Here is a 23006-nt window from a genome sequence, read left to right as displayed (position 1 = left end):
TACAGATACATTAACCCGAGCTGAGTTAATCTATTCGACATGGTCGCAATACACCTCCTTTATTGGTAGAGAAGACGATTTTATTATTAAATATTTCAAGACAATTAAGTTTATGGAAATTAGTGCTTTACAAAAGGAAAGAGCTGCTTATCAGCCTAAATTGCCTAAGGCTCTTCAGGGTACAGTAAAGATTCAGGAAGGCGAACCTACACAGAGTGTAGACAATCAAGAAGACATCAAGAAACTTTTTCCCAACACTTATGGAATGCCTCTCATAGAGTTTGTTCCATCCAATGTTACTAATGGCAAGAAGGTGAATGTTGGAGTAATTCTCTCTGGAGGACAAGCTCCCGGTGGACACAATGTCATTTCTGGTCTTTTTGACGAAATAAAAAAGCTGAATCCAGAAAGCCGTCTTTATGGCTTCTTAATGGGGCCAGGTGGACTTGTCAATCATAACTACATAGAGATTACCGAAGATTATGTTCAAAATTACAGGAATACTGGTGGCTTTGATATGATAGGCTCCGGCCGTACTAAATTGGAAGAAGAGGAACAATTCGAGAAAGGTCTCGAGGTAATCCGTGAATTAAATATTCACGCCATTGTCATTATCGGAGGCGACGACTCCAACACCAATGCCTGTGTGTTGGCCGAATACTATGCTGCCAAAAAATATGGCGTTCAAGTAATAGGCTGTCCAAAGACCATTGACGGTGACTTAAAAAACGACCAAATAGAAACCTCTTTCGGATTTGACACAGCAACGAAGACATATTCCGGACTTATCGGAAATATTGAGAGAGACTGCAACTCTTCCCGTAAATATTGGCACTTCGTCAAATTAATGGGACGTTCGGCTTCACACATTGCACTTGAATGTGCACTACAGACCCAACCGAATATTTGTCTTATCTCAGAGGAAATCCAAGCACGGGACAAAACCTTGAATGACATTGTAGAATACATAGCCAACATCGTTGCATATCGTGCAAATCAGGGGAAAAACTATGGAGTCGTACTCGTACCCGAAGGACTTATTGAGTTTGTACCAGCTATAGGACGTCTGATTCAAGAACTCAACGACCTACTTGCAGAACACGGTGCTGACTACAAGGATCTTAAGGAAGAAGCTCAGCGTGAGTATATCCTCGCCCACTTGTCAGCAGCCAACAAGGCAACATTTGAAACACTCCCCGAAGGAGTTGCCCGTCAACTTTCACTGGATCGCGATCCACATGGAAACGTACAAGTTTCACTAATTGAGACCGAAAAGCTCCTTTCAGACATGGTAGCCGATAAATTAGAGAAGTGGGCTAAAGAGGGTAAATTCAACGGTACGTTTGCCTCAATGCACCATTTCTTCGGATACGAAGGCCGGTGCCCTGCCCCATCAAACTTTGATGCAAACTATTGCTATGTTCTCGGTGTCTCTGCAGCCTTACTCATTGCTAACGGAAAAACAGGATATATGGCAATTGTAAAGAATACAACTGCCAAGCCTGAGGACTGGAAGGCTGGTGGTGTGCCAATTACTATGATGATGAACATGGAAAAACGTAACGGAGAGATGAAGCCAGTTATCCGTAAGGCCCTTGTTGACTTGGAGGGTGCTCCTTTCAAAACCTTTGCAAGTCTGCGTGATAAATGGTCGAAGGAAACATGTTTCGTTTATCCCGGCCCAGTCCAATATTGGGGACCGTCTGAGGTTTGTGATCAACCAACGAAAACACTTGCCTTAGAACAAGCTAAGTAAAGTTTATACTATTTCTATTATTCTGCTGAATAAAGAAAGAAAATAAGTTCGCAATGAACATTTCTTCTATTCCCTGTATGCTGAGGGCATGGCTGAAAAGCCATACCAAAGCATTTTTGTCAGGAATAGGAATGTTCATTGCGCTTTTTTATTGTATTCTTTTTTACACATTTCTTGTCTCACCTTCAGGCTTCAGATGGAGGGCTATTTTCGGAGATCCTGACTATCCAAAAGGCTATAAAATTCATGGAATAGATATCAGTCATTACCAGAAGGACATCAATTGGGACAGATTGAGAAATGCCTTAATACAGACATACCCCATCCGGTTTGTCTTTATCAAATCAACAGAAGGAGACAGCCATTTGGACAAGAACTTTCGCGATAATTTCTATTGGGCGAAAGAGAATGGCCTAATTCGCGGAGCATATCACTTTTGGAGCAACAAGTCTTCAGCCCGTCGGCAAGCCTACTTTTTCCTTGCCATGGTACAGCTTTCACCGGGGGACTTACCTCCCGTGCTTGATGTTGAAAGCAAACCAAAGAATCTTACCGTTCAAGACTTCCAGCAAAATATACTGACTTGGCTACATATCGTTGAGGACAGGTATCACGTGAAGCCCATCATCTATACCTATTATAAATTTAAAGACTTATATCTATCCGACTCACGCTTTGACGATTATCCTTATTGGATAGCACATTACTACGTGGACAAGATGGAGTACGAAGGCCCTTGGAAATTCTGGCAACATACCGATGCTGGCAGACTCCCGGGCATCAGTGGTTACGTAGACTTAGATATATACAACGGCAGCTATTACGACCTGCGCCAATTGCTTATACCTGTTCCCCAGCCCGTACAAAGGATAGACAGCACCAGTTTCGATTCTCTTTCAATTGTTGAAGAATAAGGCCGAGACTCTTTGCCTTTGCCGCTATCAAATCTACATCTTCCTTGTAGAAGCCACTAAGTATCAGCCATGAACACTCATTCATCACAGAAACAAAGGCCTCCATATCATCCAAAAGTATATTGCGGTTTATGTTGGCAAGTACAATATCAAAAAGGCCGCTTATATTCGACAAGACACTTTTATCCCCTTCCAGAACTTCTATCTCCACACCGTTAAGTACTGCATTATGCCTTGTATTGTCTACGCTCCACTCGTCAATGTCATAGCCAACAACATTCTTGGCACCTGCTTGGGCTGCAATAATACCAAGAATACCTGTCCCACACCCACAGTCCAACACTCTTTTACCCTTTATGTCCATATTCAAGAGAGTGGATACTATCATTTGGGTAGTTTCATGAGTGCCGGAACCAAAAGCCTGACGAGGCTCTATCCATATCTTTTGAGGTAGAAGAGACAATTCTGACTTTTTTAGAACTTTATCCTTGTCCTTGATATGGCTAATGACACAAAGTCCTTCAATACAAATCGGTTCAAAACCCGATTTTTCCCATTCCGTATTCCAGTCTTTATCTTCCGCAGCCCGCGCAAAAAAAGACACATCAACACCTTCCAACGGAAGTTGATTCAATGATGCCGTGAGCTTCTCTGCACTATAACCAATCTGCTGAATATATCCCTTCAAGCAATTCTCTTCATCATAGAACGATTCCACTCCTGCTTCTCCTGCCAATGCCATGACAATCTCGCGTGCAAGCTCAGAATCCGGCTTTATATTAAATTCTAATTCTATATACTTCATTCTACGTTAATTTTATGTGCAAATTTATAAAAAATAGGGGAAAACCTATTAATTGTTAGGGAATTTCCGTATATTTGCATAGCAAGGTTATTATATATTTGCAATATCACAATAAACAAGACACAACATAAGAGATGATTATGAAACGAATTATCCTTCTTTCAGTCCTATTTGGAGCAATGCCATTCGTTACAATGGCGCAGGACGATCTTTACTTCTCTCCATCCGAGAATCAAGAAGAAAGTTCCAAAGCAGGCAAGGACATCTGGAACACAGACGACTCTCCTGCCTATTATAGTGGCATAGATAAATCCACCGAAGAATACAATCGCAGAGGAGCCTTTTCTTACAAGAAAATAGGCACCGACTCCTTAGGCAACGACATTATCCGCTACCGGCTTGGTACAGATTCCTATGTTGTTGATACCGTCTATGCTGGTTTAATGCACTCCTACGAAACTAATGTGGATGATTTTGCCTACAGCCGTAGGATGGAGCAGTTTGAAGGATTCTGGGGACGCTATAATCCTTGGTATATAGGTTCACCTTATTATTATAGCAGTTGGGGCTATTGGGATCCTTGGTATAATGACCTCTATGCTCCTTGGTATTATAGCAGTTGGCACTATGGCTGGGGATATCCATGGGCTTACCGGTACAACTATTGGGGATGGGACTCTCCTTATTATTATGGATTCGGATTCAACCGTCCATATTATCCCGGTGGAAGCTATTATTACAGCAATAATGGAACACATACTGGCACTGCCAACCACTGGGGCAATGGAAGAAGCTACGAAAACCCTACCATTGCAGGACGAAGCAACAGCAACTTTAGCGGCTATCGCGGAAATACAGCAAACAATAATGGCACAAGGGGTTTCAGCCGTGGCCGTACCACTATAGTAAACCGAAATAACGGATTTGCAGGAAGCCGTCGACCTTCCCGTAATTCACAGCCTACCTACCAGTTCGGAACGTCCCGTACCTATACCCCGACACAGAGAACTTCGCCCAACATTACTCCGCGGAGTTCTAATTCCGGCTTCAATTCCAACAGCAGCTTTGGCGGAAGCCGCAGTTTCGGTGGAGGCAGTCGTTCTGGCAGCACAGGAAGCAGAAACAGAACCAGCTTCGGTGGCCGACGCTAATACGTCCCCAACCTTTACTCCTGACAAACAATTCGACACAGATATTTGTTGAACTAACAAAAAGCATAAACTACGATGAATGCAAAACACTTTATATTGACTGCGGCAACACTGATGACATTACCCTTGGCAGCACAGGAAACTTACGAAAACGCAAAACTCATAGAAAACGACCTTAATGGTACAGCAAGATATGTCGGCATGGGTGGTGCATTGGAAGCTTTGGGTGCAGACATTTCCACAATTGGAAGCAACCCTGCCGGTATCGGACTTTTCCGGCACAATACCGTCTCCGCAAGTGGCGGACTGGTCATGCAGGGAAAAGGAACGGAATTTGCCAATGGCAACAAGACAAATGCCAGCTTCGACCAAATTGGAGTGGTCTATTCGACCCGTACCAGACGAAACTCCTTTCTGAACTTCGCCTTCAACTACCACAAGGGAAAGAATTTCGACTATATTCTGAATGCTTCCAACTCATTGCATAATGCCTCTCAAAACACCCAGTCTTACCTGAAAGGATTCTTAGGAGCTGAGGCTAATGGTGGCTTCTCGGTAGGAAAGGATAAGGACGGATACTACAATGGCTACGTGGACGACAACAGCAACAGCACCGCTTTCACATGGAGCCAAACCGACTTTCTTTACTGGAATACCATGATACCTGATGCCAAAGATAGCAAGAGCTACAACTATTTGGCTGACAGCTATGCTTTCAATCGTGCCCATACAGGATATATCGGTAACTACGATTTCAACATCAGCGGCAACATCCACAACCGGATATTTCTTGGCATAACGTTTGGCATCAAGGATGTACATTACAAAGGATATAGCGAATACCGCGAGAAATTGTCAGACGGTCTCGGCCAGATAAACTACTCTGACGAGCGTAAGATTACCGGCACGGGCGTAGACATCACGGCAGGTGCCATTTTCCGCCCCGTTGACAATTCACCTTTCCGCATCGGTGTGTACATGAAGACCCCGACATGGTACGACCTGACCACCTCCAACTACTCCAAGATAAACAACAATGCCACGGAGGGCGGATTATACGATAAAGGCAACATCAGCAACTCTTATGACTATAAGATTTGGACTCCGTGGAAGTTTGGCCTGTCGCTGGGGCATACCGTCGGCAACTACCTTGCTATGGGTCTCACCTATGAGTACGAGGACTATGGCAGCATCAACACACGAATTATCAATGGTGTCGATGGCTACGAGACAACCTTCAGGGATGCAGCCATGAACGATCACACCAAGAAGACACTGAAGGGCGTCAGCACGCTTAAGTTTGGTATGGAATACAAACCTATCAGCAACTTCGCTGTCCGTTTTGGCTACAACTACTTGAGCCCGGCATACGAGGAGAATGGACAGAAAGACACAGGCTTGGCATCACTCGGTTCCAGCTATTCTTCGGCAACCGACTTTGTCAACTGGAAATCAACCAACCGCTTCACCTTTGGATTGGGCTATCAGATAGAGAAATTCAACGTAGACCTTGCCTACCAATACAGCTCACAGCAAGGCGACTTCTATCCTTTCTCGTCTATGGCCGTCAGAGATAATGCCACTTCTACAACCCTCACCAACATACCAACGCCGACCAAAGTAGACAACAACAGGAGTCAACTCCTACTGACACTAGGCTATCATTTCTGATTATCCGCTTAAAACATTACTCATAGCAATCCCGGGACATTCTTGCAAGAAAGTTCCGGGATTATTTCATCCCGGAAATACCTGTCAAAGATGTACATCAGTGTTTTGGAAAGAAATCAAAATCTTTTTTGTAATTTTGCAGGAGATTTTCAGCCCAGAGCCATCTGGCAGACCAAACAGAAACAACATGGACAAGTACATAGAAATACGAGGTGCAAGGGTAAACAACCTGAAGAATATCAGCGTGAGGATTCCCCGAAACAAGTTCATTGCCGTAACAGGCGTGTCAGGCTCGGGAAAATCATCGCTCGCCTTCGATACATTATATGCCGAAGGACAAAGAAGATATGTTGAAAGCCTTTCTGCCTATGCCCGGCAGTTCCTCGGCCGGATGTCGAAGCCGGAAGTTGACTTTATAAAAGGTCTCCCTCCTGCCATTGCCATAGAACAGAAAGTCATAGCGCGCAACCCTCGCTCTACCGTAGGTACATCAACTGAAATCTACGAATATCTCCGATTGCTCTATGCACGAATCGGACGGACATATAGCCCAGTGAGCGGTGAGGAGGTGAAACGGCACACGGTAGAAGACGTCATTGACAAGACTCAGGAATACTCACCGGGCACCAAGTTCTGCATTCTCGCCCCCTTGCATGTCGTCGAAGGACGGTCTGTGCAGCAGCAACTGGAGATGGAGGTACAGGAGGGATATTCCCGAATCTACACAAATGGTGATTTCGTGCGCATAGAAGACTGGCTGGCAGAGCATCTGGAAGACGAAACTGTTTCCGGAGAAAATGTTTATCTGGTCATCACACGCATGTCTGTCGATGAATCCAAGGATGCCATCTCACGACTGACCGATTCCTGTGAAACGGCTTTCTATGAGGGAAACGGATCGCTGCGGTTGTTGTTTCTCCCATCCAATATCGTTTATGACTTCTCCACGCGTTTTGAAGCTGACGGAATCAGGTTTGAAGACCCGAACGACAACATGTTCTCCTTCAACTCACCCTTGGGCGCATGTCCCACCTGCGAAGGATTCGGACGGGTCATCGGCATAGACGAGCGTCTCGTCATCCCCAACTCGTCCCTGTCGGTCTATGACGGCTGTGTGCAATGCTGGCACGGAGACAAGATGAAAGTATGGCAGGATGAGTTCTGCCGACGGGCAGCCATTGACAATTTTCCCATCTTCAAGCCATATTTTGAGCTGACACCGGAAGAGAAGGGACAACTCTGGCATGGTCTGCCAAGCGACAGGCATACGCCAGACAACGAGCGCATCTGCATTGATTCTTTCTTCCAAATGGTGAAAGACAATCAGTACAAGATTCAATACCGGGTGCTGCTGAGCCGCTATCGGGGCAAAACCGTATGCCCCGACTGCCACGGACGAAGACTGAAAAAAGAGGCAACATGGGTAAAAATAGCCGGAATGGCAATAACAGACCTCGTGGAAATGCCTGTCGGCAACCTTCAGGAATGGTTCCGGGAACTTAGACTGACCGAGCACGAAGCCAAGGTCAGCAAACGCCTGTTGGCTGAAATCAACAGCCGATTACAATTTTTGGTAGAAGTGGGATTGGGCTATCTGACGCTCAATCGCCAGTCAAGCACGCTCAGTGGCGGAGAGAGTCAGCGCATCAATCTGACAACATCGCTGGGTTCTTCATTAGTCGGCTCACTCTATATTCTGGACGAACCCTCCATCGGTCTGCACAGCCGCGATACCGACCGCCTTATAGCAGTGCTGAAAGAACTGCAAGGACTGGGCAATACGGTAGTGGTAGTTGAACACGACGAGGAAATCATGCGGGCTGCCGACTATCTCATCGACGTCGGGCCGGACGCAGGACGTCTGGGTGGAGAAATCGTTTACGAGGGAAAAATCCCCCCACCCTATCCGCTGCCAGCGACAATTCGCATACCAACAAGGAACTTCTTGAAAAATACCCACGCTCCTACACCATCAAGTATCTGACGGGGACAGAGAAAATAAGCATCCCGCTCTCAAGAAGACCATGGAACATGGCCATTGAGCTAAAAGGCTGCCGGATGAACAACCTCAAGGGAATAGACGTAAAGATACCTCTCAACGCGTTCACCGTAGTTACGGGTGTCAGCGGCAGCGGCAAGTCGTCGCTGGTCAGGGGCATACTCTATCCGGCCCTGAAACGGCGGTTAGACGAAGTTGCAGAAATTCCCGGGGAATATTCTTCCCTGTCAGGAGATATTGACCAAATCAGGCATGTAGAGTTCGTAGACCAGAACCCTATCGGCAAAAGTACCCGTTCCAACCCTGCCACCTACGTGAAGGCCTACGATGAGATACGAAAGCTCTATGCCGAACAGCCGCTTTCCAAACAGATGGGGTTCACGCCGCAATACTTCTCCTTCAATACCGAGGGAGGGCGATGCGAAGAATGTAAGGGAGCAGGGGTGATAACCATTGAGATGCAGTTCATGGCAGACCTGACACTCGAGTGCGAAGAATGTCATGGCAAGCGGTTCAAGCGTGAGATTCTCGACGTGAGCTTTAACGGCAAGAATATCAGCGACGTGCTTGACATGACGGTTTCGGAGGCGATAGAGTTCTTCGGCAAATACAAAAAGAAAGGCATAGCAGGCAAGCTGCAACCGCTCGAAGACGTCGGACTCGGCTATATAAAGCTCGGGCAAAACTCCTCCACTCTCTCCGGTGGCGAAAACCAGCGCGTAAAACTCGCCTACTTTATCGGGCAGGAACGTCAGGAGCCTACGCTGTTCATCTTCGACGAGCCTACCACGGGGCTGCACTACCACGACATACGACGGCTTCTTGCAGCCTTCAATGCGCTCATCAGCAAGGGGCACACCGTTCTGGTCATTGAGCACAACATGGATGTCATTAAATGTGCAGACTATTTGTTGGACATTGGCCCCGAAGGGGGCGACAAGGGAGGCCGCCTCGTTGCAGCAGGTACGCCGGAAGATGTTGCCGCCTGCGGCAGGAGCCTCACGGGAAAGTATCTTTCAGAGAAACTTCAGACGCCTTCTGCCCCAGCCCTATAGCCTCATGTTGCCAAGGGCAACCAATTCCGCCGCCTTTTCCGTCTTGGAGCAAGCCTGCCGCATCCGCTCTTTTACAGAAAGGAAATTTGAGTCGTTACAAACCGGACTATTATAAGCTCCCAAGCAAGAGTATCGCCCTTGCTTGGGAGTTTTTTGGAGAACACTTAGCCAACTTTCGCATAAAAGATTTAAAGCTTTTGGAAGGACACTTTGGAGAGTGCCACTTTCGCGAGCTGAAAACGGCACTTTCGCACCCCGAAAACGGCACTCTGACAATGCCAAAGTGCCGTTCTAAAAATACGGTTCGGATATTCTGCCATTCGGAGATGCCCGCCTCCTCCCACTGCCTGTCATGCAGGCCGAGACATGCAAGGCGTCATTTCGCAGTCTTCATTATCAGAGGAGGGTCTGTAGCGAAAAGGAATACCGTGGCGGTATGGAATACCTGCCCGGGGCGGAGGATGTTGTCGATGGCCTCCCCACTGCCGTTGAATCCGCTGTGCAGAGGCTGAAACGAAATGCCGTTGCTCTGGCTGCCATACGTATTCACCTTCAAGGTTGGCTCGGCAACGTACACCGTCATCGACCTGCCGCTCTGGGCATCGAACAGGATAGCTGCCGGCTTCTGCATATTGTCGGGATGGCGCAGTTGGAAAGCATGGCAATAGCCCTCGCCCAGCAGCCCGATGCGGTCGCCTATCTCGCGTGGGCGGAGGAAGTTCAGGGGCGTATTGCGGACAGGCTGCAGCGTGCCCGAGGGCTGCCGCCTGTCGTCCAGCAGGTTATGCTTGGCAGCGTCCAACCATAGATGTTGCCTGAGGATGGACCGATGACCGTCGCCCGAGAGATTGAAGACTATGCCGTTGGTCAGGCGCAACGGGACAGGCACGGTAGAAGTTACGCGGTAGTCTATGTCAAGGGCGTTTTGGTCGGTCAGCGTATAGGTTACGGAAATGTTAGCCTTACCTCCGCTGCCCGGTTCGCCACAATCGGCTGTGCAGCGCATGGCGACCGACTGGTTATCCGAACTGATTACATCCCATGTATTGTCCGCCAGTGCGTCGGCAGTCGTCGAAGTGAAATTCAGGAGCGTTGCCCCGAGCGTAGGCAGCTGGCGGTAGTCGTCTACGCTGTCGAAACCCTTTACGACGGGTTCCAGTCGTCCGTTCCAGTTATGCGCTGTCAGCGACATCAGGCGCGCGCCATAGTTGCTTACCACAGCCTCCATGCCGTTTCCGTTGGTCAGCCGGAATGTCCGGGGAGTCTGGGCATGGGCAGCCAGTGCTGTCAGGCAGGCCATCCATATAGTAAGAAAGTGCTTCATTGTATATTGTCTTTAGTTATCGGGGCAAGGCTGTCCGCATCGGGCAGCATCCCTATTCCACTGCAAACTTACACATTTTTTCCGATAAAGGTGCCGGTTCGGCGGAAAAGTTAAGCCGAAAACATTGAAATGGTCTTCTCCCTTGAAGGATATTCCACACCGCGGCCGCTATATTCAGACACAAATGCCATTCCTGCCCCCCGCAACGGACGAACAAAGCTGCCGGACTTAGCAGGCCATCAGCCTATCGCCATACCACCGCTACACCTTGTCAAGACTCTTGCGGACACTGCCTTTCGCCGCCCTGAACTGCGAGGGGGTCATGCCGGTTACGCTCTTGAACTGGCTGGACAGGTAGGCCGTCGACGAATAGTTCATTTGCAGGGCTATCTGCGTCAGCGTCAGCTCGCCATACCCGATGAGTTCCTTCACGCGCTCTATGCGGAGTTCGATGTAATACCGCTCGATGGTTTTTCCCTCTTCTTCCGAAAAGAGTCTGGACAGGGCACTGTAGTCCTGATGCAGCTCCGACGAAAGGTAGCTGCTGACGGTCTGCCGTGAGCGATTGTCGCCATAGCGCACGAGGCGGATGAGCGCGCTTTTCACGGCATCGACAATCTGCTGCCGCCTGTCGCCGAGAAGCTCAAACCCGAGCCTGCCGAGCGACTCGCGGAGCAGCCCGAGGCGGTCGGGAGAGACGTCCTCCTCCACCGAGACCTCGCCCAGCTCTATGCTGAGCGGATGAAGCCCGGCAGCGGTAAGAACCATACCGACTGCCATCTTGCAGCGGTCGCAGACCATATTCTTTATATGCAGTGTTGTCATTGTGCGGATATTGACGGTTAGATGGTGAGGAATATCGTGGAGGGAGCTTCACTCCGACTTCATTTCGCGGAAGATGCAGACCATGATGGGCACCGTTACCACGAAAGAGAGGAAGTCGCTGACGGCCTGACACATCTCCACGCCCAAGAGTCCGAAACGGAGAGGAAGCAGCACGATAAGCGGAATGAAGAACAGTCCCTGCCGGGCAGCGGCAAGGAAATTGGCACGCCATGGCATCCTGCACGTCTGCGCCATCATGTTGCTCGCAAGGATAAACGCATTCAGCGGAAAGGTGGAGAGCTGAAAGCGGAGGGCCACCACCCCGACGGCTATCACATCGGGGTCGTTGCGGAATATGCCTATCAGCGAACCGCTGAAGAGCCACCCGGCCACGGCACAGACCACAAGAAAGAGCGTGCCGACCATGACCGTGAAACGGTAGGCCGACTTCAGCCGCGCGAAAAGCCCTGCACCGTAGCAGAATCCGCAGACGGGCTGGAAGCCCTGACCCAACCCGATTACGGCAGCGAAGACGAGCATCGCTATCCGGTTGACGATGCTCATGGCGGCGATGGCAGAGTCGCCGTATGCTCCGGCAGCGACATTAAGCGTCATCGTAGCCACGCAGGCAAGCCCCTGCCGCATCAGCGACGGGCTTCCGCCATAGAAAATCTCCTTCAGCAGCGGCCACGACAGGCTGAAACGGCGAAGACTGACGGATATGTTCTCGCCCCGGCGGGACATATACAGGAGAACGACGAACGAAACCAGCTGCCCCGCAACGGTAGCCAAGGCCGCTCCGCGCACCCCCATCCCGAGGCCGAAGATGAAGACGGGGTCGAGCGCGACATTGAGCACGGCTCCCACCACGATGCCGTACATGGCATAGCCGGCATTGCCCTGCAGGCGCATCTGGTTGTTCAGCGTCAGCGAGGAGGTCAGCAGCGGTGCCCCGAGCAGGATGATGCCCATATAGTCCTCGGTATAGGGGCGGATGGTGGGCGTGCTCCCGAGGAAAAGTGAAAGCGGCGTGAGGAAAAGCTCGCCCAGCAGCAATATCGCCATACCGAAGACGAACGAGAGGAAAAAGCCCGCGGAGGCCATGCGCACGGCGTTGTCGTGCCGACGCGCACCCAGCTCCCGGGAGATGTAGTTGCCCGACCCGTGCCCGAAGAAGAATCCCGTAGCCTGAACGAAGAACATCAGTGAGAAGACGATGCCCACCGCTGCGGTAGACTGCGTGTCTATCTGGCCGACAAAGAACGTGTCGGCAATGTTGTAAAGGCTCGTTACGAGCATCGAGATGATGGTCGGTACCGCCATCGTCAGGATGACGCGGTGTACCGGTCCCTGCGTCAGGAACGTATAGTTGTCCGTATGTCCGTGCATAGCATCATTATCCTAATTCCATCGCAAAGGTACTAAATAAGGTAGTAAATAACGTGGGTTCGGGGGTGTAAATTCCCCAATCGCCGAAAATTGTTGCCGCCGGAGTCCCATACAGGGGCGGCTGCGGGGAACCGGCCAACTGCTGCGGCTTGTCCCCACACGCCTGCTGCCCGCTTATGGCACGGTCAGTCCCATGTCTTCCAGTACGCCCGCACATCCCTGCCCGGTATATGTCCCAGTCCTGCTTCCGGGCAGAAACGGGCGACAAGTCCCTGCGCGAATGTGAGCCTGACACTGGCTTTTAGCAGGAAAGACCGCACATTTTCAGAACAACGACAGCACATTTTCATTGAAACGACCGTACAATTTAGAAAAAACATAATTACGTTTTTGGAGAAACATCTATACCTTTTATAGAAAGCATAATTATGTTTTTGAAATCTATAATTATAACTTTAGAAAAAGGTATATACTTTTTATGGAAAAAGTACGTACCTTTAGGTGAAAACGTACGTACTTTTAGGTGAAAACGTACGTACTTTTAGGTGAAAACGTACGTACTTTTCTATGAAAAATCTATCATTTAGGTCTAAGTAATTGGCTATGAACAGCCTTTTGAGTTATGATTTTCAGCAGGTAATGATTTAGCGACCTATCTTCTGCAATGACACACAACGCTTTGCATAACTCGAATAACCTATTGCAAAGGTAATATTATCTACGGAGAAAGACGAAACTTTCTCCGTTTTTCTTTTCTAATAGTTGTCTGTTCAGACAACGGCTTTCATTCTTTTCGTCTTATTCCTCACGATTATGGCAGTCTTTCTTGTGAAGGCTGCCATTCATTTTTTCGCTCTGTCCTCTGCGGTGTTCCTCTCCACGTTCCATTCTATGTATTCGCATCGGGATCGGTTGTTCGTTGTCAGCGGCAAAGGTAGTTCCGGGCTTTCACGGACAAAAAAGGTCGAAGCGGCAAGCCGTTATGGCGACAATCTCCACACTTCCATTTCATTGCAGGTAGTATTCTCGCCATAAACCTTGTTTGTCCTAAGCCCTACCTTTTTACGCCACTGAAACGAAAACGACCGACCCGACGGAAAAACGCATAAAAAAAATGTCGGAAACACGAGGACAGAGAAAATGAAAAATGGAAACTCAACTCCCTCACCTCTGGAATCCGCATAAAATCAAAAAAATCAGACAAGATGAAACTGAGATACAAAATATCAATTTGGGTGGCACTTGCACTCGCAGGGTCTCTCCTTTGGGGCGGAAGCGTCTGGCTTTGGCTGGCAGGGATATGTGCAGGGAAATTCCTTATTCGGCTACTCCTTACCATCGTTTTGGCAATCGCAGCATACATCTTGGCTTATGCCCTCACCATTGGGACAATACTTTGGTTACTCATTTCTTAAACAGACAGATATATGAAAAGAAGAAGCAAAACAATCGCACAGCAATGCAGATACTACGAGGTGGACAACATCTTCGAGTATATGGTATTGGTTTACCTCAACGGAAACATATCCGCCTTTGGGGAACTATACAAGGAACTCAATCGGAAAGACAGAAAGGAATTTATATTCTATCTCTTTTCAGAAGTTGAACCTATTCATATCCAAGAAATCATTTTAGCAACCATCTAAATATAGGAATTATGGAAACATTCAGTTTTTACCAAGACCGAAAGGTTACTTGCTGGGAACGCACCCGATTTGAAGTAACAGCCGAGAATTACGAGGAAGCCGTTGCCCTTGTCAAGTCGTGGCAAGGTGAGGACGTACTCTGCTTTGAGGACAACGAGAAAGTCATCATTACGGACGGAGAAACATTATATGAAACCTCCGAACACCTATCCGTAGAGGAAAACGGAGGGAAACCTACTATCGAGGTCTTTGCGGACAATGGAGAAGACATCATCAATAATACAACCCGATAGCATCAAACGAATATGAGAACGGAAACAAGAACATACGAGGTATATAACCTCCACGAACTGACAAGAGAGGCACAAGCGAAAGCACACAGCCATTGGGCGGAACATTTCAACTATGGTTGGGACGAAGAAAACCGAAAGACATTGCAAGCCTTTGAACAGACATTCAATATCAAGGTGGATAGATGGTCATACGATAGTTGCACCTATTGGTATCGCTTCACTTCTCATTACAGCGAGGAGGAAGACAATCTGAAAGGAACAAGACTTCTGAAATACCTTGTCAATAACTATTGGAACGACTTGTATCTACCTAAGACCATTTGGGGACACAATTACAAGACAAAACGCAAGAGTCGTGTATTTGTTACGGACGATTGTGTGCTGACGGGCTACTATATGGACTATGAGATATTACAGCCTATATATGATTTTTTGAAATCTCCCGACCAAACCACATTATACGAACTTATGGACAGATGTTTGAATGGCTTTTTCAAGGCTTGCAGGGACGATATGGAATATCAACTCAGCGAAGAAGCCTTTGCCGAGAGTTGCGAAGCAAACAACTACGAATTTCTATCCAACGGAACATTATTCAACTGATAAAAACAACAAAGACAATGAAAGGTACAGAACATTTCAAGGATGTTATCCAAAACTATTTGGAAACGAGAGCATCATACGATGAACTCTTTGCAGAAAGTTTCCGCAAGGAGAGCAAGAATATAGACGAGTGCATTACCTACATCTTGACGGAAGTTCAAAGAATGGAGTGTGCAGGTCTGTCCGATGAGGAGGTATATTCCCTTGCCGTTCACTATTACGATGAGGATAACATCGAGGTGGGCAAGTCCATCAACTGCCAAGTCGTGGTAAACCATACTATCGAACTTACAGAGGAGGAAAAAGCAGACGCACGGAAAAAGGCTATCGAGCGATACCAAGCGGAGGAATACCGCAAACTTACCGCCAAGAAACCAAAAGCGGAGAAGCAGGTGGAACAGCAGATAACCCAACCTTCATTATTCGAGTTTTAACCCTCTAAACAACGAAAGAAAAATGGACACAAAGGATTTGAACGAAGCACGTATCTATGTAGGCACTTATGCCAAGTACAACAACAGCTCATTGCAGGGCGAATGGGTGGAACTTTCGGACTTCTACGATTTGGACGGCTTTATGGAGCGTTGTGCCGAGATACACGAGGACGAGGAAGAACCTGAATATATGTTCCAAGCGTGGGAGGAAATCCCCGATGGTCTGATAGCCGAGAGCCATTTGGAGGAAACCTTCTTTGAACTTCGGGACGAGTTGGACAGACTGAACGACACGGAGAAAGAAGCCTTTTGGGTGTGGGCAGACGGCAACAACGCCCAACTCACACAAGACGCTTACAGCCTTGTGAAATCTTTCCAATCCGACTACATCGGAAATTATGCAAGCAAGGAAGATTTTGCGGAGGAACTTGCGAAAATGGAGAATGAATTATCCGATTTTGCATTGAGTTACTTCGACTTCTCCAAATATGCCGATGACCTTTTCGACACGGACTTTTGGTATAAGGACGGCTTTGTATTTCGTAACAACTGATTAAGGAGGACAGATTATGAAACCGAGAAACAAGTTTGAGAAAGCAGTACTTGCAGAGAGCAAGAACCTACGCCAAATAACCAAGACACAATGTAAGTGGGCATTTAGAGAGTGTATAGACCATTTCGCCTACCGCTTGCCCAAAGGGCGCACAACGTGTATGGATTGTGGGCATAGTTGGACAATGGAAAAGCCGAAGGACACTTGCACCTGCCCTCATTGCAGGGCAAGGTTGCAGGTCAGGGAAACCTTTGAACGCAAGATAAGGCAGAAACAATACTTTACGATACTTACCACTTGTGGAGAATACCAAGTACTAAGAATGTTCCTCCTCTCCGCAGAAATGGAGAAAGGATGCAAAGCAACGTCCTGCGTTGTTGAAATTGGTCAATATTGGTGGAACGCACAAGGAAGAAAAACGATTGTTGCCGTTCAGAGAGTATTGGGCAAATACATCGACACCTTTTCCTATTGCTCGCCTATGGCAGTGAGAAACGATAACGAAGCCTACCGCCATATATCGTACTCCCAGATATATCCCAAATTCAAGGCTACGGACACACTCCGCAGGAATGGATTTAAGAATGATTTTCACGGCATTGTACCAACCATTCTTATTCCAGCCCTATTGTCCGACAGCCGTGCGGAAACATTGATGAAAGCAGGCAGAACCGAGCATCTGAAATACTTTCTTGACAATTCGAGGGCATTTGACGCTTGTTGGCAATCCTATAAAGTAGCCACTCGCAACGGCTATGACATAGAGGACATTTCGATATGGTGCGACTATGTGGATATGCTCCGCAGATTGAATAAAGACATACACAGCCCGAAGTATGTTTGCCCCACCGACCTACATAGGGAACACGACCTAAGACAAAACGAATTCCGCAAACAACGGGAAAAGGAAGAAAAGGAGAAGAGGCGCAAAAAAGCAATGGAGGACGAAAAGCGTTTCCACGAACTCAAATCCAAATTCTTTGGTATCCGTTTTACGGACGGCACAATACAAGTCCACGTTTTGGAGAGTGTGCAGGAACATTTGGAGGAAGGAGTGGCAATGCACCATTGTGTATTCGACAATGCCTACTATCTCAAAGAGAACTCACTTATCCTTTCGGCTACCATTGAGGGCAAACGGATAGAAACGATTGAGGTTAATTTGGACACGCTCAAAGTGGTGCAAAGTCGAGGAGTGTGCAATCAAAACACAGAGTATCACGACCAAATTATCAATCTTGTCAATGCCAACCGCAAACTGATAAGGCAGAGAATGAGAGCGACAGCATAAGAAACAATTACCAAAACATCACAGAATATGAAAGCAGAAATAGAAAGCATCGTATGCAATTGGGCAGACGAGATACCCCATATCCTTATAAGGATAATCAATGCCATTACCCTATCCACCAACGAGAAGGAATTGAGGGCAGCCGTCAATCGGATAGCCGAAGAAACGGAACTTGACAAGTTCTTTGCATACGGCTATGGCACACACCATTTTTGGCTTACCCACCGCAGGTTATCCAATGGAGAGCCGAAGGAACACAGATTACTAATTGCTGAATTTTGAGAATATGAAGAAGAGAGTTTACAGAGTACGGACGCGGTACATTTTCGAGGGAGTGTTTGAAGTGGTTGCCGAGAGCAGAGAGGATGCACGGCAAAAGGTCATTCAGGATTGCGGATTGGTGATGGGCGGAAATGTTCACAGCACCCTTCCCGATGAGGAAATCAATTGGACTTTCTCCACGCACCCCGAAGTAAGGACGGGACGGATAACCGTTCAAGAAGAACGGACAGAGTAAAGCGGTCGGCAGATTTGCCGACCGCTCCTTTCTTTCGTGAGCTTCGGGCGGACAAAGAAAGGAGCAAAGAAACCCCGATGAAAAAACCTCGTTACTTTTGACAGTGAGTTGAGACGGCTCAAAAGTAACAAAAAGCCAAATAACTAATATCCTGTCTTATATGTTATATCTAATTTGTTGTGAATTATAGAAGCAACGACTAAAACCTCTATCATAGCTGATAATTGTGTATCCTCTGTCATTCTCGGAGTATGAGCTTTAGGATTACGATACATACTAAAAAAACCTTTCATAAAATTGCTAAACCCTTTATGTTCACTTTCCTCTGAAGGAGTTCTCAATGTATTAAAAGCCATAATAGGTCTCTTTTCTTTTCCTAAGCCAAAACATGCATCAACCAACTCCGAACCATCTAAGAATAACCCACTTTTTTGTCGCATTTTATCTGCAACACTTTTTGTTATCTCCAAAATTGCATGGAAATAATCTTCTTTTAACCATTCTTCTTCACAGAAAGGAAGTATGTCTGAATGAATCGTTATGCCTTGAGCTTTTCGCTTTAATCTCGAAGAGCGTTCTTGGGCTTCAGAAATTGTTTTAGCCCTTTTTACTGAGAGAATCTCTCCTCTTTCGTTGATTGCTATCCCTTCATAAGACAAAATTTCATTTATAGTGCTTCTATCATTTTCAAAATCTTTCTCGTCTTTATATCGCTTGGGAGTAAGTAGTTTCTGAACAAATGCCAAGACATTGTTCCCACACCTATCTTGTTGCTGAACGAACCTGAAAGCGTAATAAACCCTATCTGTTTTATTCGAACCTCCACGTTCTTGTATGTTTGAGTTTGCAAAATACTCCGTTATTTTGCTATGGGTCAGTATACCAGCTATGGCATCTGATAGATTTCGTAAGGTTATATCATCAAAAGTTTTTATCATATTTCAACTCCTATAATTTTGCAAGTTTCCAGTATTTCTCTTCAAAGTATTTTTGAATATCACGACTTGAAGACTTAGTAATAAAGTCAAATATTTTTTGTTGTTCAGGGAGCATTGTTTTTTCTTTTATTAAATCCATAAGGGATTTGATCCTATTAACAGGACCTGGACTTGATAAAATTCTTACGATATCTACATTTTGGTCAATTAATCTAAACAATCCTCTTATTCCTGTTTGGGTTAAATTTAAAAGCATCTTTTCATTATATTCTTGGGCATCTTTAGAAACTCCGTAACAATTTCCTAAATAAGATAATAAAACAGCTTTTAAATAGGTGTTTAAGGATGCAATTGGAATTTCATATCCTAAGGCATCAAGTTCTTTGGCAAAATTTGGTTCATTATAAAAATTGTTCCATTCATAATGAGCATCTATGAGAAACTGAGCGTGTTTCTTAAAAATAACTTCTTTATAAGATTCTGGTATATAAGAAACACCATTAACTAGTTTTAAAAAACTTAGTGCTTCATTAGCTCCATCTTTCCCTTTAACTTCTCGCAGAGATGCAAACTTAACAGCTATACTACTTTTTACATCTTCGGAAACAATATTCCATAATGAAGGAGCTATCAATTTTACATTGTATTTTAGAATTGCATTACAATCAGGTTTGATATAATTTGAAAACAAATTATGTAAAATAGGACCATGAATTTTTGACGACTGATTTTCTATAATAGCACATATCTCCTCACCTTTCTCAAGTTTTTCTGATGACAAATTTTCTATGAGTTCTTTAATTTGCAATCCTGGAGCTGGTAGATCGTATGTAAGAACATACTTTATGCAATTCTTGATGAAATTAAAAGTCTCTATCTTATCTAATTCACCCATAGGGAAATGAGCTGTTGAGAAATTATTCCGTATTTCTCGACACTGTTCAAGAAAGAAATGGGCCTCATGTGGAATGATGCCGAGAGAAAAAGTGCCAGAGATAATTTGATAATCTTTTACTTCTCTTAAGTCTTCAATGGTGTTTAATTTCTTACCCTCCCAATTAATCGCACTTGAGAAATATTCAATCCCATAGGAAATAATTTTACGATACAAATCATAAATCGCCAAATTCCAAATATAATTTATAGCAGCATCATTTAAGCCTACTTCTATAGCTTTTTGTGCTTTCTCAATACTTTTTTCATCTCTACAATCAGGTCTTATCGCAAGCTTAACTAAGTCCCAATCTTTTGATAAACTATCCACTTTCTCTATATTCTCAAATCTTGAGGGTAGGATTAATGTTTCCATGCTAATTATTTTTTTAAATTTTCCGCAAAGTTACTCATTCATAACGAGAAATTCGAATAAAATGGAAAGAGAACGCCCCTTGCGGAGCATAAAAATGTCGCAAGAGGCGTATTTGATAATCAGGGTACATAAAACAGAGCAAACTCCACTTTTCGTCGTTTAACAAGACCGCGCAGGACTTTGCCTTTGTATCGGCAGAAAGATATAAATTCGCGGTAGAAATTCCTGTCGCCCAATTCTATCTTTCGTAGCAATCTACTCTTGGCATACTTCCCATATCCCAGCAATCTGCCCACTCCGACATTATAGGACAGGACGGCAAGAAGCAAGGCATCCTTCCCATAGTCCTTGAATATCATCAGCCGCTTCATCAGGTCAGTCCGAAGCAGGGAGTCTGCCTGCCGTTCCGTCATCGCCGCCGTGAACCGTTCTTCGGGCAGAAGCCTGTGTCCATAGCCTACATACGGGTAGTCTTTCCAAGTATGCAAGCCCTCGAAGTGCTTGATGCAGACAATGGCACGCTCGAATGGAGGAAGCGATAGAAGTAGATTTCTTCCGTCCTGAGCAGAAAGCCGTAAGCAGGAAATGCAGAAAAGGCACAAGACGAAAAGTTTACTTCTTACCCTCATCCTTCTTCTCCTTTTCCTCGTCCTTCTGGCTGTTGAACTCAAACGAGAGTTTTGCCGTCTGTCCGAAATTGTCCTCCACATACACGTCTATCGCCTGCTGGTCGGCGGAAGCGGAGGTGTAGTATAGCCTGAACTCCTCTTTCGTGAGCGGGTAACGGTCATTGGGCTTAAAGACCGTATCGTTATCCATTTTCAATTCCCCCTTGCCGTCGGGTTGGAAATAACGGATGGTATAGCGTGCGTCTTCAAACCGTCCCTGCCGTTTGAGCGTGCAGCGTATCTCCGCTGTCTGCCCTTTGGCAATACGCTTCTGCACCGGCATCGTCTCTACCGTGAACGGGTACGCCTGCTGAATATCCAACTCGTGATTACAAGCAGATAGACAAAACCCCGCAAGGGCAAGCACTCCCATTACCCAAATCGTATTCAATATTTTCTTCTTCATTGTTCGTTATCGTTTTATAGTTATACATTGTTCCCTGCATTCTTGGAAAGCAGAAACTCATTCAAATCCTTGTGGGCGGCATACAGGGAGGAACGGTCGATGACCTTATCCCCGAAGCACTCATGCAGCCTTTGAAAAGTCCTTCGCCCCGCCTCGTCATTGTCGAGGAAGCATTCTATCCTTTCATAGCCCAGCAAGGCTTTCACCGCCTTCTCCACGTTTGAAACGGAATTAAGGACAAGCCAGTCCGAAGCAATGATACCTAATAGCATAGCGGAGAGGCAATCCATAAATCCCTCAAAGACGGAACACACGTCCGAGCCGTTACGCTTCAGGGAAATATCCTTCGGCGGTATGCATCCCTTGAAGAAGCGGTTGCGCAATTCCAATCCTCCGGCATCGTTGCGAAAGCCGATGGTATAGTACCGTTTGCCATACACCCGGTATCGAACCTCCTCGCAGTTGGGTATGGCAACGTGGGTATTGATGCCCCGTTCTTTTAAGTAGCCCAGCAGTTTGGCGTCCTGCAACGGTCGCACCCAAATATCCTCAAAGACGGGTTCTTTCTTTTCGCTTCTTTGCGGTTGTTCCAAAGCAGGCAGCGGACACGTTCCGCTCTTGGCGATGAAAGCCGCCCGCAGGAGAAAATCACCGCTTCCGATAAACTCTCCCGCCAAGTCGAAGATGTCGCCGCCTTTGCCCGTCCCGAAATCGAACCAAACATTCTTGGCTGTATCGACCTTGAACGAGGGTGTCCGTTCCGTGCGGTAAGGGGCGGAATACCACAAGGAATTTCCTTTCTGTTTGGTCGGATGAATCCCCATCGCGTTCAGGAAGTCCGCAATGGGAATCTCTCTCATCTGTCGTGCGTCCATCAGTCCAGCATGATTTTCAGTCCGACACCGTACTGCGTATGGAAACGTCCCGTAGAGCCTCCCCACAGGCAACGCTCCCTGCCATAGAGCAGTAACACGAATCTGTCCGTCAGATAGGTCTCTGACTGTAGAGTGATAGCCCCACCGTAGAGAAAGCCGTCCTTATTGCGTAGCGTTGAGCCGTCAAAGAGCAGTTTCTTTCCACCATTGACCGTCTCATAGCCTGCCAAGGCGGAAATACCGGCAGAGAGGAAGAAGGTCTTGCTTCCGTCCGAAAGCACACCAAAGAAGAAACCTCCCTCGCCCGTGAACTGTTCCACAGGGATACGGCTCTCACGATAGGGATGGTATCTACGAAGATACTCCGCACCAAGCACCCATTGGTGTCCGCCTTTCGTGTAGGTGGCAAGCGAAGCCCCGAACGAATAGCCCGTTTCATTCTTGGAAGAGGGAGAATAAAAACCGTCCGCCATGCCTGCGGTCAGGCGTATACCTTTCATCTTGGGCAGACAACGCTGGGCGTGCGCCTGCCCTGCAAAGAGGGCAAGCGACACGACAAACAGGAAAAACAGAGACTTTCTCAT

Annotated in this window: 23 protein-coding genes and 1 pseudogene; 14 read left to right on the top strand and 10 right to left on the bottom strand. The window is 46.7% G+C overall.

Translation table 11 applies throughout. The features are described from left to right. Positions 1-112 precede the first annotated feature (112 nt). Together JCM15908_RS06970 and JCM15908_RS06965 are read left to right on the top strand one after the other, a co-directional pair. Positions 113-1756 (top strand): diphosphate--fructose-6-phosphate 1-phosphotransferase, encoded by a 1644-nt coding sequence (locus JCM15908_RS06970; RefSeq protein WP_025002795.1) that lies wholly within the window; start codon positions 113-115, stop codon positions 1754-1756. Between the two features lie 77 nt (positions 1757-1833). Continuing rightward, on the top strand, positions 1834-2670 hold the full coding sequence (locus tag JCM15908_RS06965; protein WP_051530773.1) for a glycoside hydrolase family 25 protein: 837 nt from the start codon (positions 1834-1836) through the stop codon (positions 2668-2670). On the opposite strand, the gene prmA is transcribed toward JCM15908_RS06965, so the two are convergent. Beyond that, positions 2597-3475, bottom strand: a complete 879-nt coding sequence (gene prmA / locus JCM15908_RS06960; RefSeq protein ID WP_025002793.1) for a 50S ribosomal protein L11 methyltransferase — start codon at positions 3473-3475, stop codon at positions 2597-2599. The two genes, JCM15908_RS06965 and prmA, sit on opposite strands and share 74 nt — an antisense overlap. Positions 3476-3615: 140 nt before the next feature. Between prmA and JCM15908_RS06955 the strand changes: the two genes are divergently transcribed. From JCM15908_RS06955 to uvrA, 3 genes and pseudogenes are all read left to right on the top strand, one after another. Further along, complete coding sequence (locus JCM15908_RS06955; protein WP_025002792.1) at positions 3616-4626, top strand: hypothetical protein; 1011 nt, start codon at positions 3616-3618, stop codon at positions 4624-4626. 75 nt (positions 4627-4701) lie between these two features. After that, positions 4702-6297, top strand: coding sequence for an OmpP1/FadL family transporter (locus JCM15908_RS06950; RefSeq protein WP_025002791.1), 1596 nt, complete (start codon positions 4702-4704; stop codon positions 6295-6297). 187 nt (positions 6298-6484) lie between these two features. Then, positions 6485-9351 (top strand): annotated as a pseudogene (gene uvrA, locus JCM15908_RS12900) (excinuclease ABC subunit UvrA). A gap of 376 nt (positions 9352-9727) precedes the next feature. On the opposite strand, the gene JCM15908_RS06940 reads toward uvrA, so the two are convergent. The 3 genes from JCM15908_RS06940 to JCM15908_RS12895 form a co-directional block, all read right to left on the bottom strand. After that, positions 9728-10675, bottom strand: a complete 948-nt coding sequence (locus JCM15908_RS06940) for an aldose epimerase family protein (RefSeq protein ID WP_025002790.1) — start codon at positions 10673-10675, stop codon at positions 9728-9730. A gap of 261 nt (positions 10676-10936) precedes the next feature. Beyond that, positions 10937-11500, bottom strand: a complete 564-nt coding sequence (locus JCM15908_RS06935) for a helix-turn-helix domain-containing protein (protein WP_025002811.1) — start codon at positions 11498-11500, stop codon at positions 10937-10939. A 48-nt stretch (positions 11501-11548) separates the two neighbouring features. Next, positions 11549-12889, bottom strand: coding sequence for an MATE family efflux transporter (locus tag JCM15908_RS12895; protein WP_036892918.1), 1341 nt, complete (start codon positions 12887-12889; stop codon positions 11549-11551). Positions 12890-14094: 1205 nt separating this feature from the next. Here JCM15908_RS12895 and JCM15908_RS15495 point away from each other — a divergent pair. Genes JCM15908_RS15495 through JCM15908_RS06885 form a run of 9 tightly spaced genes read left to right on the top strand, consistent with a single transcriptional unit; the run spans position 14095 to position 18226 of the window. Next, positions 14095-14304 carry a hypothetical protein gene (locus tag JCM15908_RS15495; RefSeq protein WP_025002789.1) on the top strand — a complete coding sequence of 70 codons (210 nt, stop codon included), beginning with the start codon at positions 14095-14097 and terminating at the stop codon, positions 14302-14304. A 12-nt stretch (positions 14305-14316) separates the two neighbouring features. Next, positions 14317-14535, top strand: a complete 219-nt coding sequence (locus tag JCM15908_RS06920; protein ID WP_025002788.1) for a hypothetical protein — start codon at positions 14317-14319, stop codon at positions 14533-14535. 11 nt (positions 14536-14546) lie between these two features. Then, the gene (locus JCM15908_RS06915) at positions 14547-14828 is read left to right on the top strand and encodes a hypothetical protein (RefSeq protein ID WP_025002787.1); all 282 of its coding nucleotides are present in this window, start codon (positions 14547-14549) and stop codon (positions 14826-14828) included. A 12-nt stretch (positions 14829-14840) separates the two neighbouring features. After that, complete coding sequence (locus JCM15908_RS06910) at positions 14841-15431, top strand: hypothetical protein (protein WP_025002786.1); 591 nt, start codon at positions 14841-14843, stop codon at positions 15429-15431. Positions 15432-15448: 17 nt separating this feature from the next. Further along, on the top strand, positions 15449-15865 hold the full coding sequence (locus tag JCM15908_RS06905; RefSeq protein ID WP_025002785.1) for a PcfK-like family protein: 417 nt from the start codon (positions 15449-15451) through the stop codon (positions 15863-15865). Positions 15866-15887: 22 nt separating this feature from the next. Beyond that, positions 15888-16418 carry an antirestriction protein ArdA gene (locus tag JCM15908_RS06900; RefSeq protein ID WP_025002784.1) on the top strand — a complete coding sequence of 177 codons (531 nt, stop codon included), beginning with the start codon at positions 15888-15890 and terminating at the stop codon, positions 16416-16418. A gap of 16 nt (positions 16419-16434) precedes the next feature. After that, positions 16435-17709 carry a PcfJ domain-containing protein gene (locus JCM15908_RS06895; RefSeq protein WP_025002783.1) on the top strand — a complete coding sequence of 425 codons (1275 nt, stop codon included), beginning with the start codon at positions 16435-16437 and terminating at the stop codon, positions 17707-17709. A gap of 27 nt (positions 17710-17736) precedes the next feature. After that, the gene (locus JCM15908_RS06890; protein WP_025002782.1) at positions 17737-17991 is read left to right on the top strand and encodes a DUF8466 domain-containing protein; all 255 of its coding nucleotides are present in this window, start codon (positions 17737-17739) and stop codon (positions 17989-17991) included. A gap of 4 nt (positions 17992-17995) precedes the next feature. After that, entirely contained in the window at positions 17996-18226 is a 231-nt protein-coding gene (locus JCM15908_RS06885; RefSeq protein WP_025002781.1) for a hypothetical protein, read from the top strand. Between the two features lie 143 nt (positions 18227-18369). On the opposite strand, the gene JCM15908_RS06880 is transcribed toward JCM15908_RS06885, so the two are convergent. The 6 genes from JCM15908_RS06880 to JCM15908_RS06855 all read right to left on the bottom strand — a co-directional run bounded on the left by JCM15908_RS06880 (position 18370) and on the right by JCM15908_RS06855 (position 23006). Next, the gene (locus JCM15908_RS06880; protein WP_025002780.1) at positions 18370-19164 is read right to left on the bottom strand and encodes a TIGR02391 family protein; all 795 of its coding nucleotides are present in this window, start codon (positions 19162-19164) and stop codon (positions 18370-18372) included. 10 nt (positions 19165-19174) lie between these two features. Continuing rightward, on the bottom strand, positions 19175-20473 hold the full coding sequence (locus JCM15908_RS06875; protein ID WP_025002779.1) for a hypothetical protein: 1299 nt from the start codon (positions 20471-20473) through the stop codon (positions 19175-19177). A 119-nt stretch (positions 20474-20592) separates the two neighbouring features. Beyond that, positions 20593-21102: a lysozyme gene (locus JCM15908_RS06870; RefSeq protein ID WP_025002778.1), complete on the bottom strand. Its 510-nt coding sequence runs from the start codon at positions 21100-21102 to the stop codon at positions 20593-20595. Further along, positions 21086-21547 (bottom strand): DUF3872 domain-containing protein, encoded by a 462-nt coding sequence (locus JCM15908_RS06865; RefSeq protein ID WP_025002777.1) that lies wholly within the window; start codon positions 21545-21547, stop codon positions 21086-21088. The genes JCM15908_RS06870 and JCM15908_RS06865 overlap by 17 nt, the downstream gene beginning before the upstream one ends. A gap of 20 nt (positions 21548-21567) precedes the next feature. Further along, a complete protein-coding gene (locus JCM15908_RS06860; RefSeq protein WP_025002776.1) occupies positions 21568-22422 on the bottom strand; it encodes a toprim domain-containing protein in 855 nt (284 codons plus the stop codon). Then, positions 22422-23006 carry a conjugal transfer protein TraO gene (locus JCM15908_RS06855; RefSeq protein ID WP_025002775.1) on the bottom strand — a complete coding sequence of 195 codons (585 nt, stop codon included), beginning with the start codon at positions 23004-23006 and terminating at the stop codon, positions 22422-22424. The genes JCM15908_RS06860 and JCM15908_RS06855 overlap by 1 nt, the downstream gene beginning before the upstream one ends.

The sequence above is a fragment of the Prevotella dentasini JCM 15908 genome, from assembly GCF_000614065.1.
Taxonomy (GTDB): domain Bacteria; phylum Bacteroidota; class Bacteroidia; order Bacteroidales; family Bacteroidaceae; genus Prevotella; species Prevotella dentasini.
The sequence above is the reverse complement of the archived record's forward strand: the minus strand, read 5'-3'. Positions and strand labels throughout refer to the sequence as shown.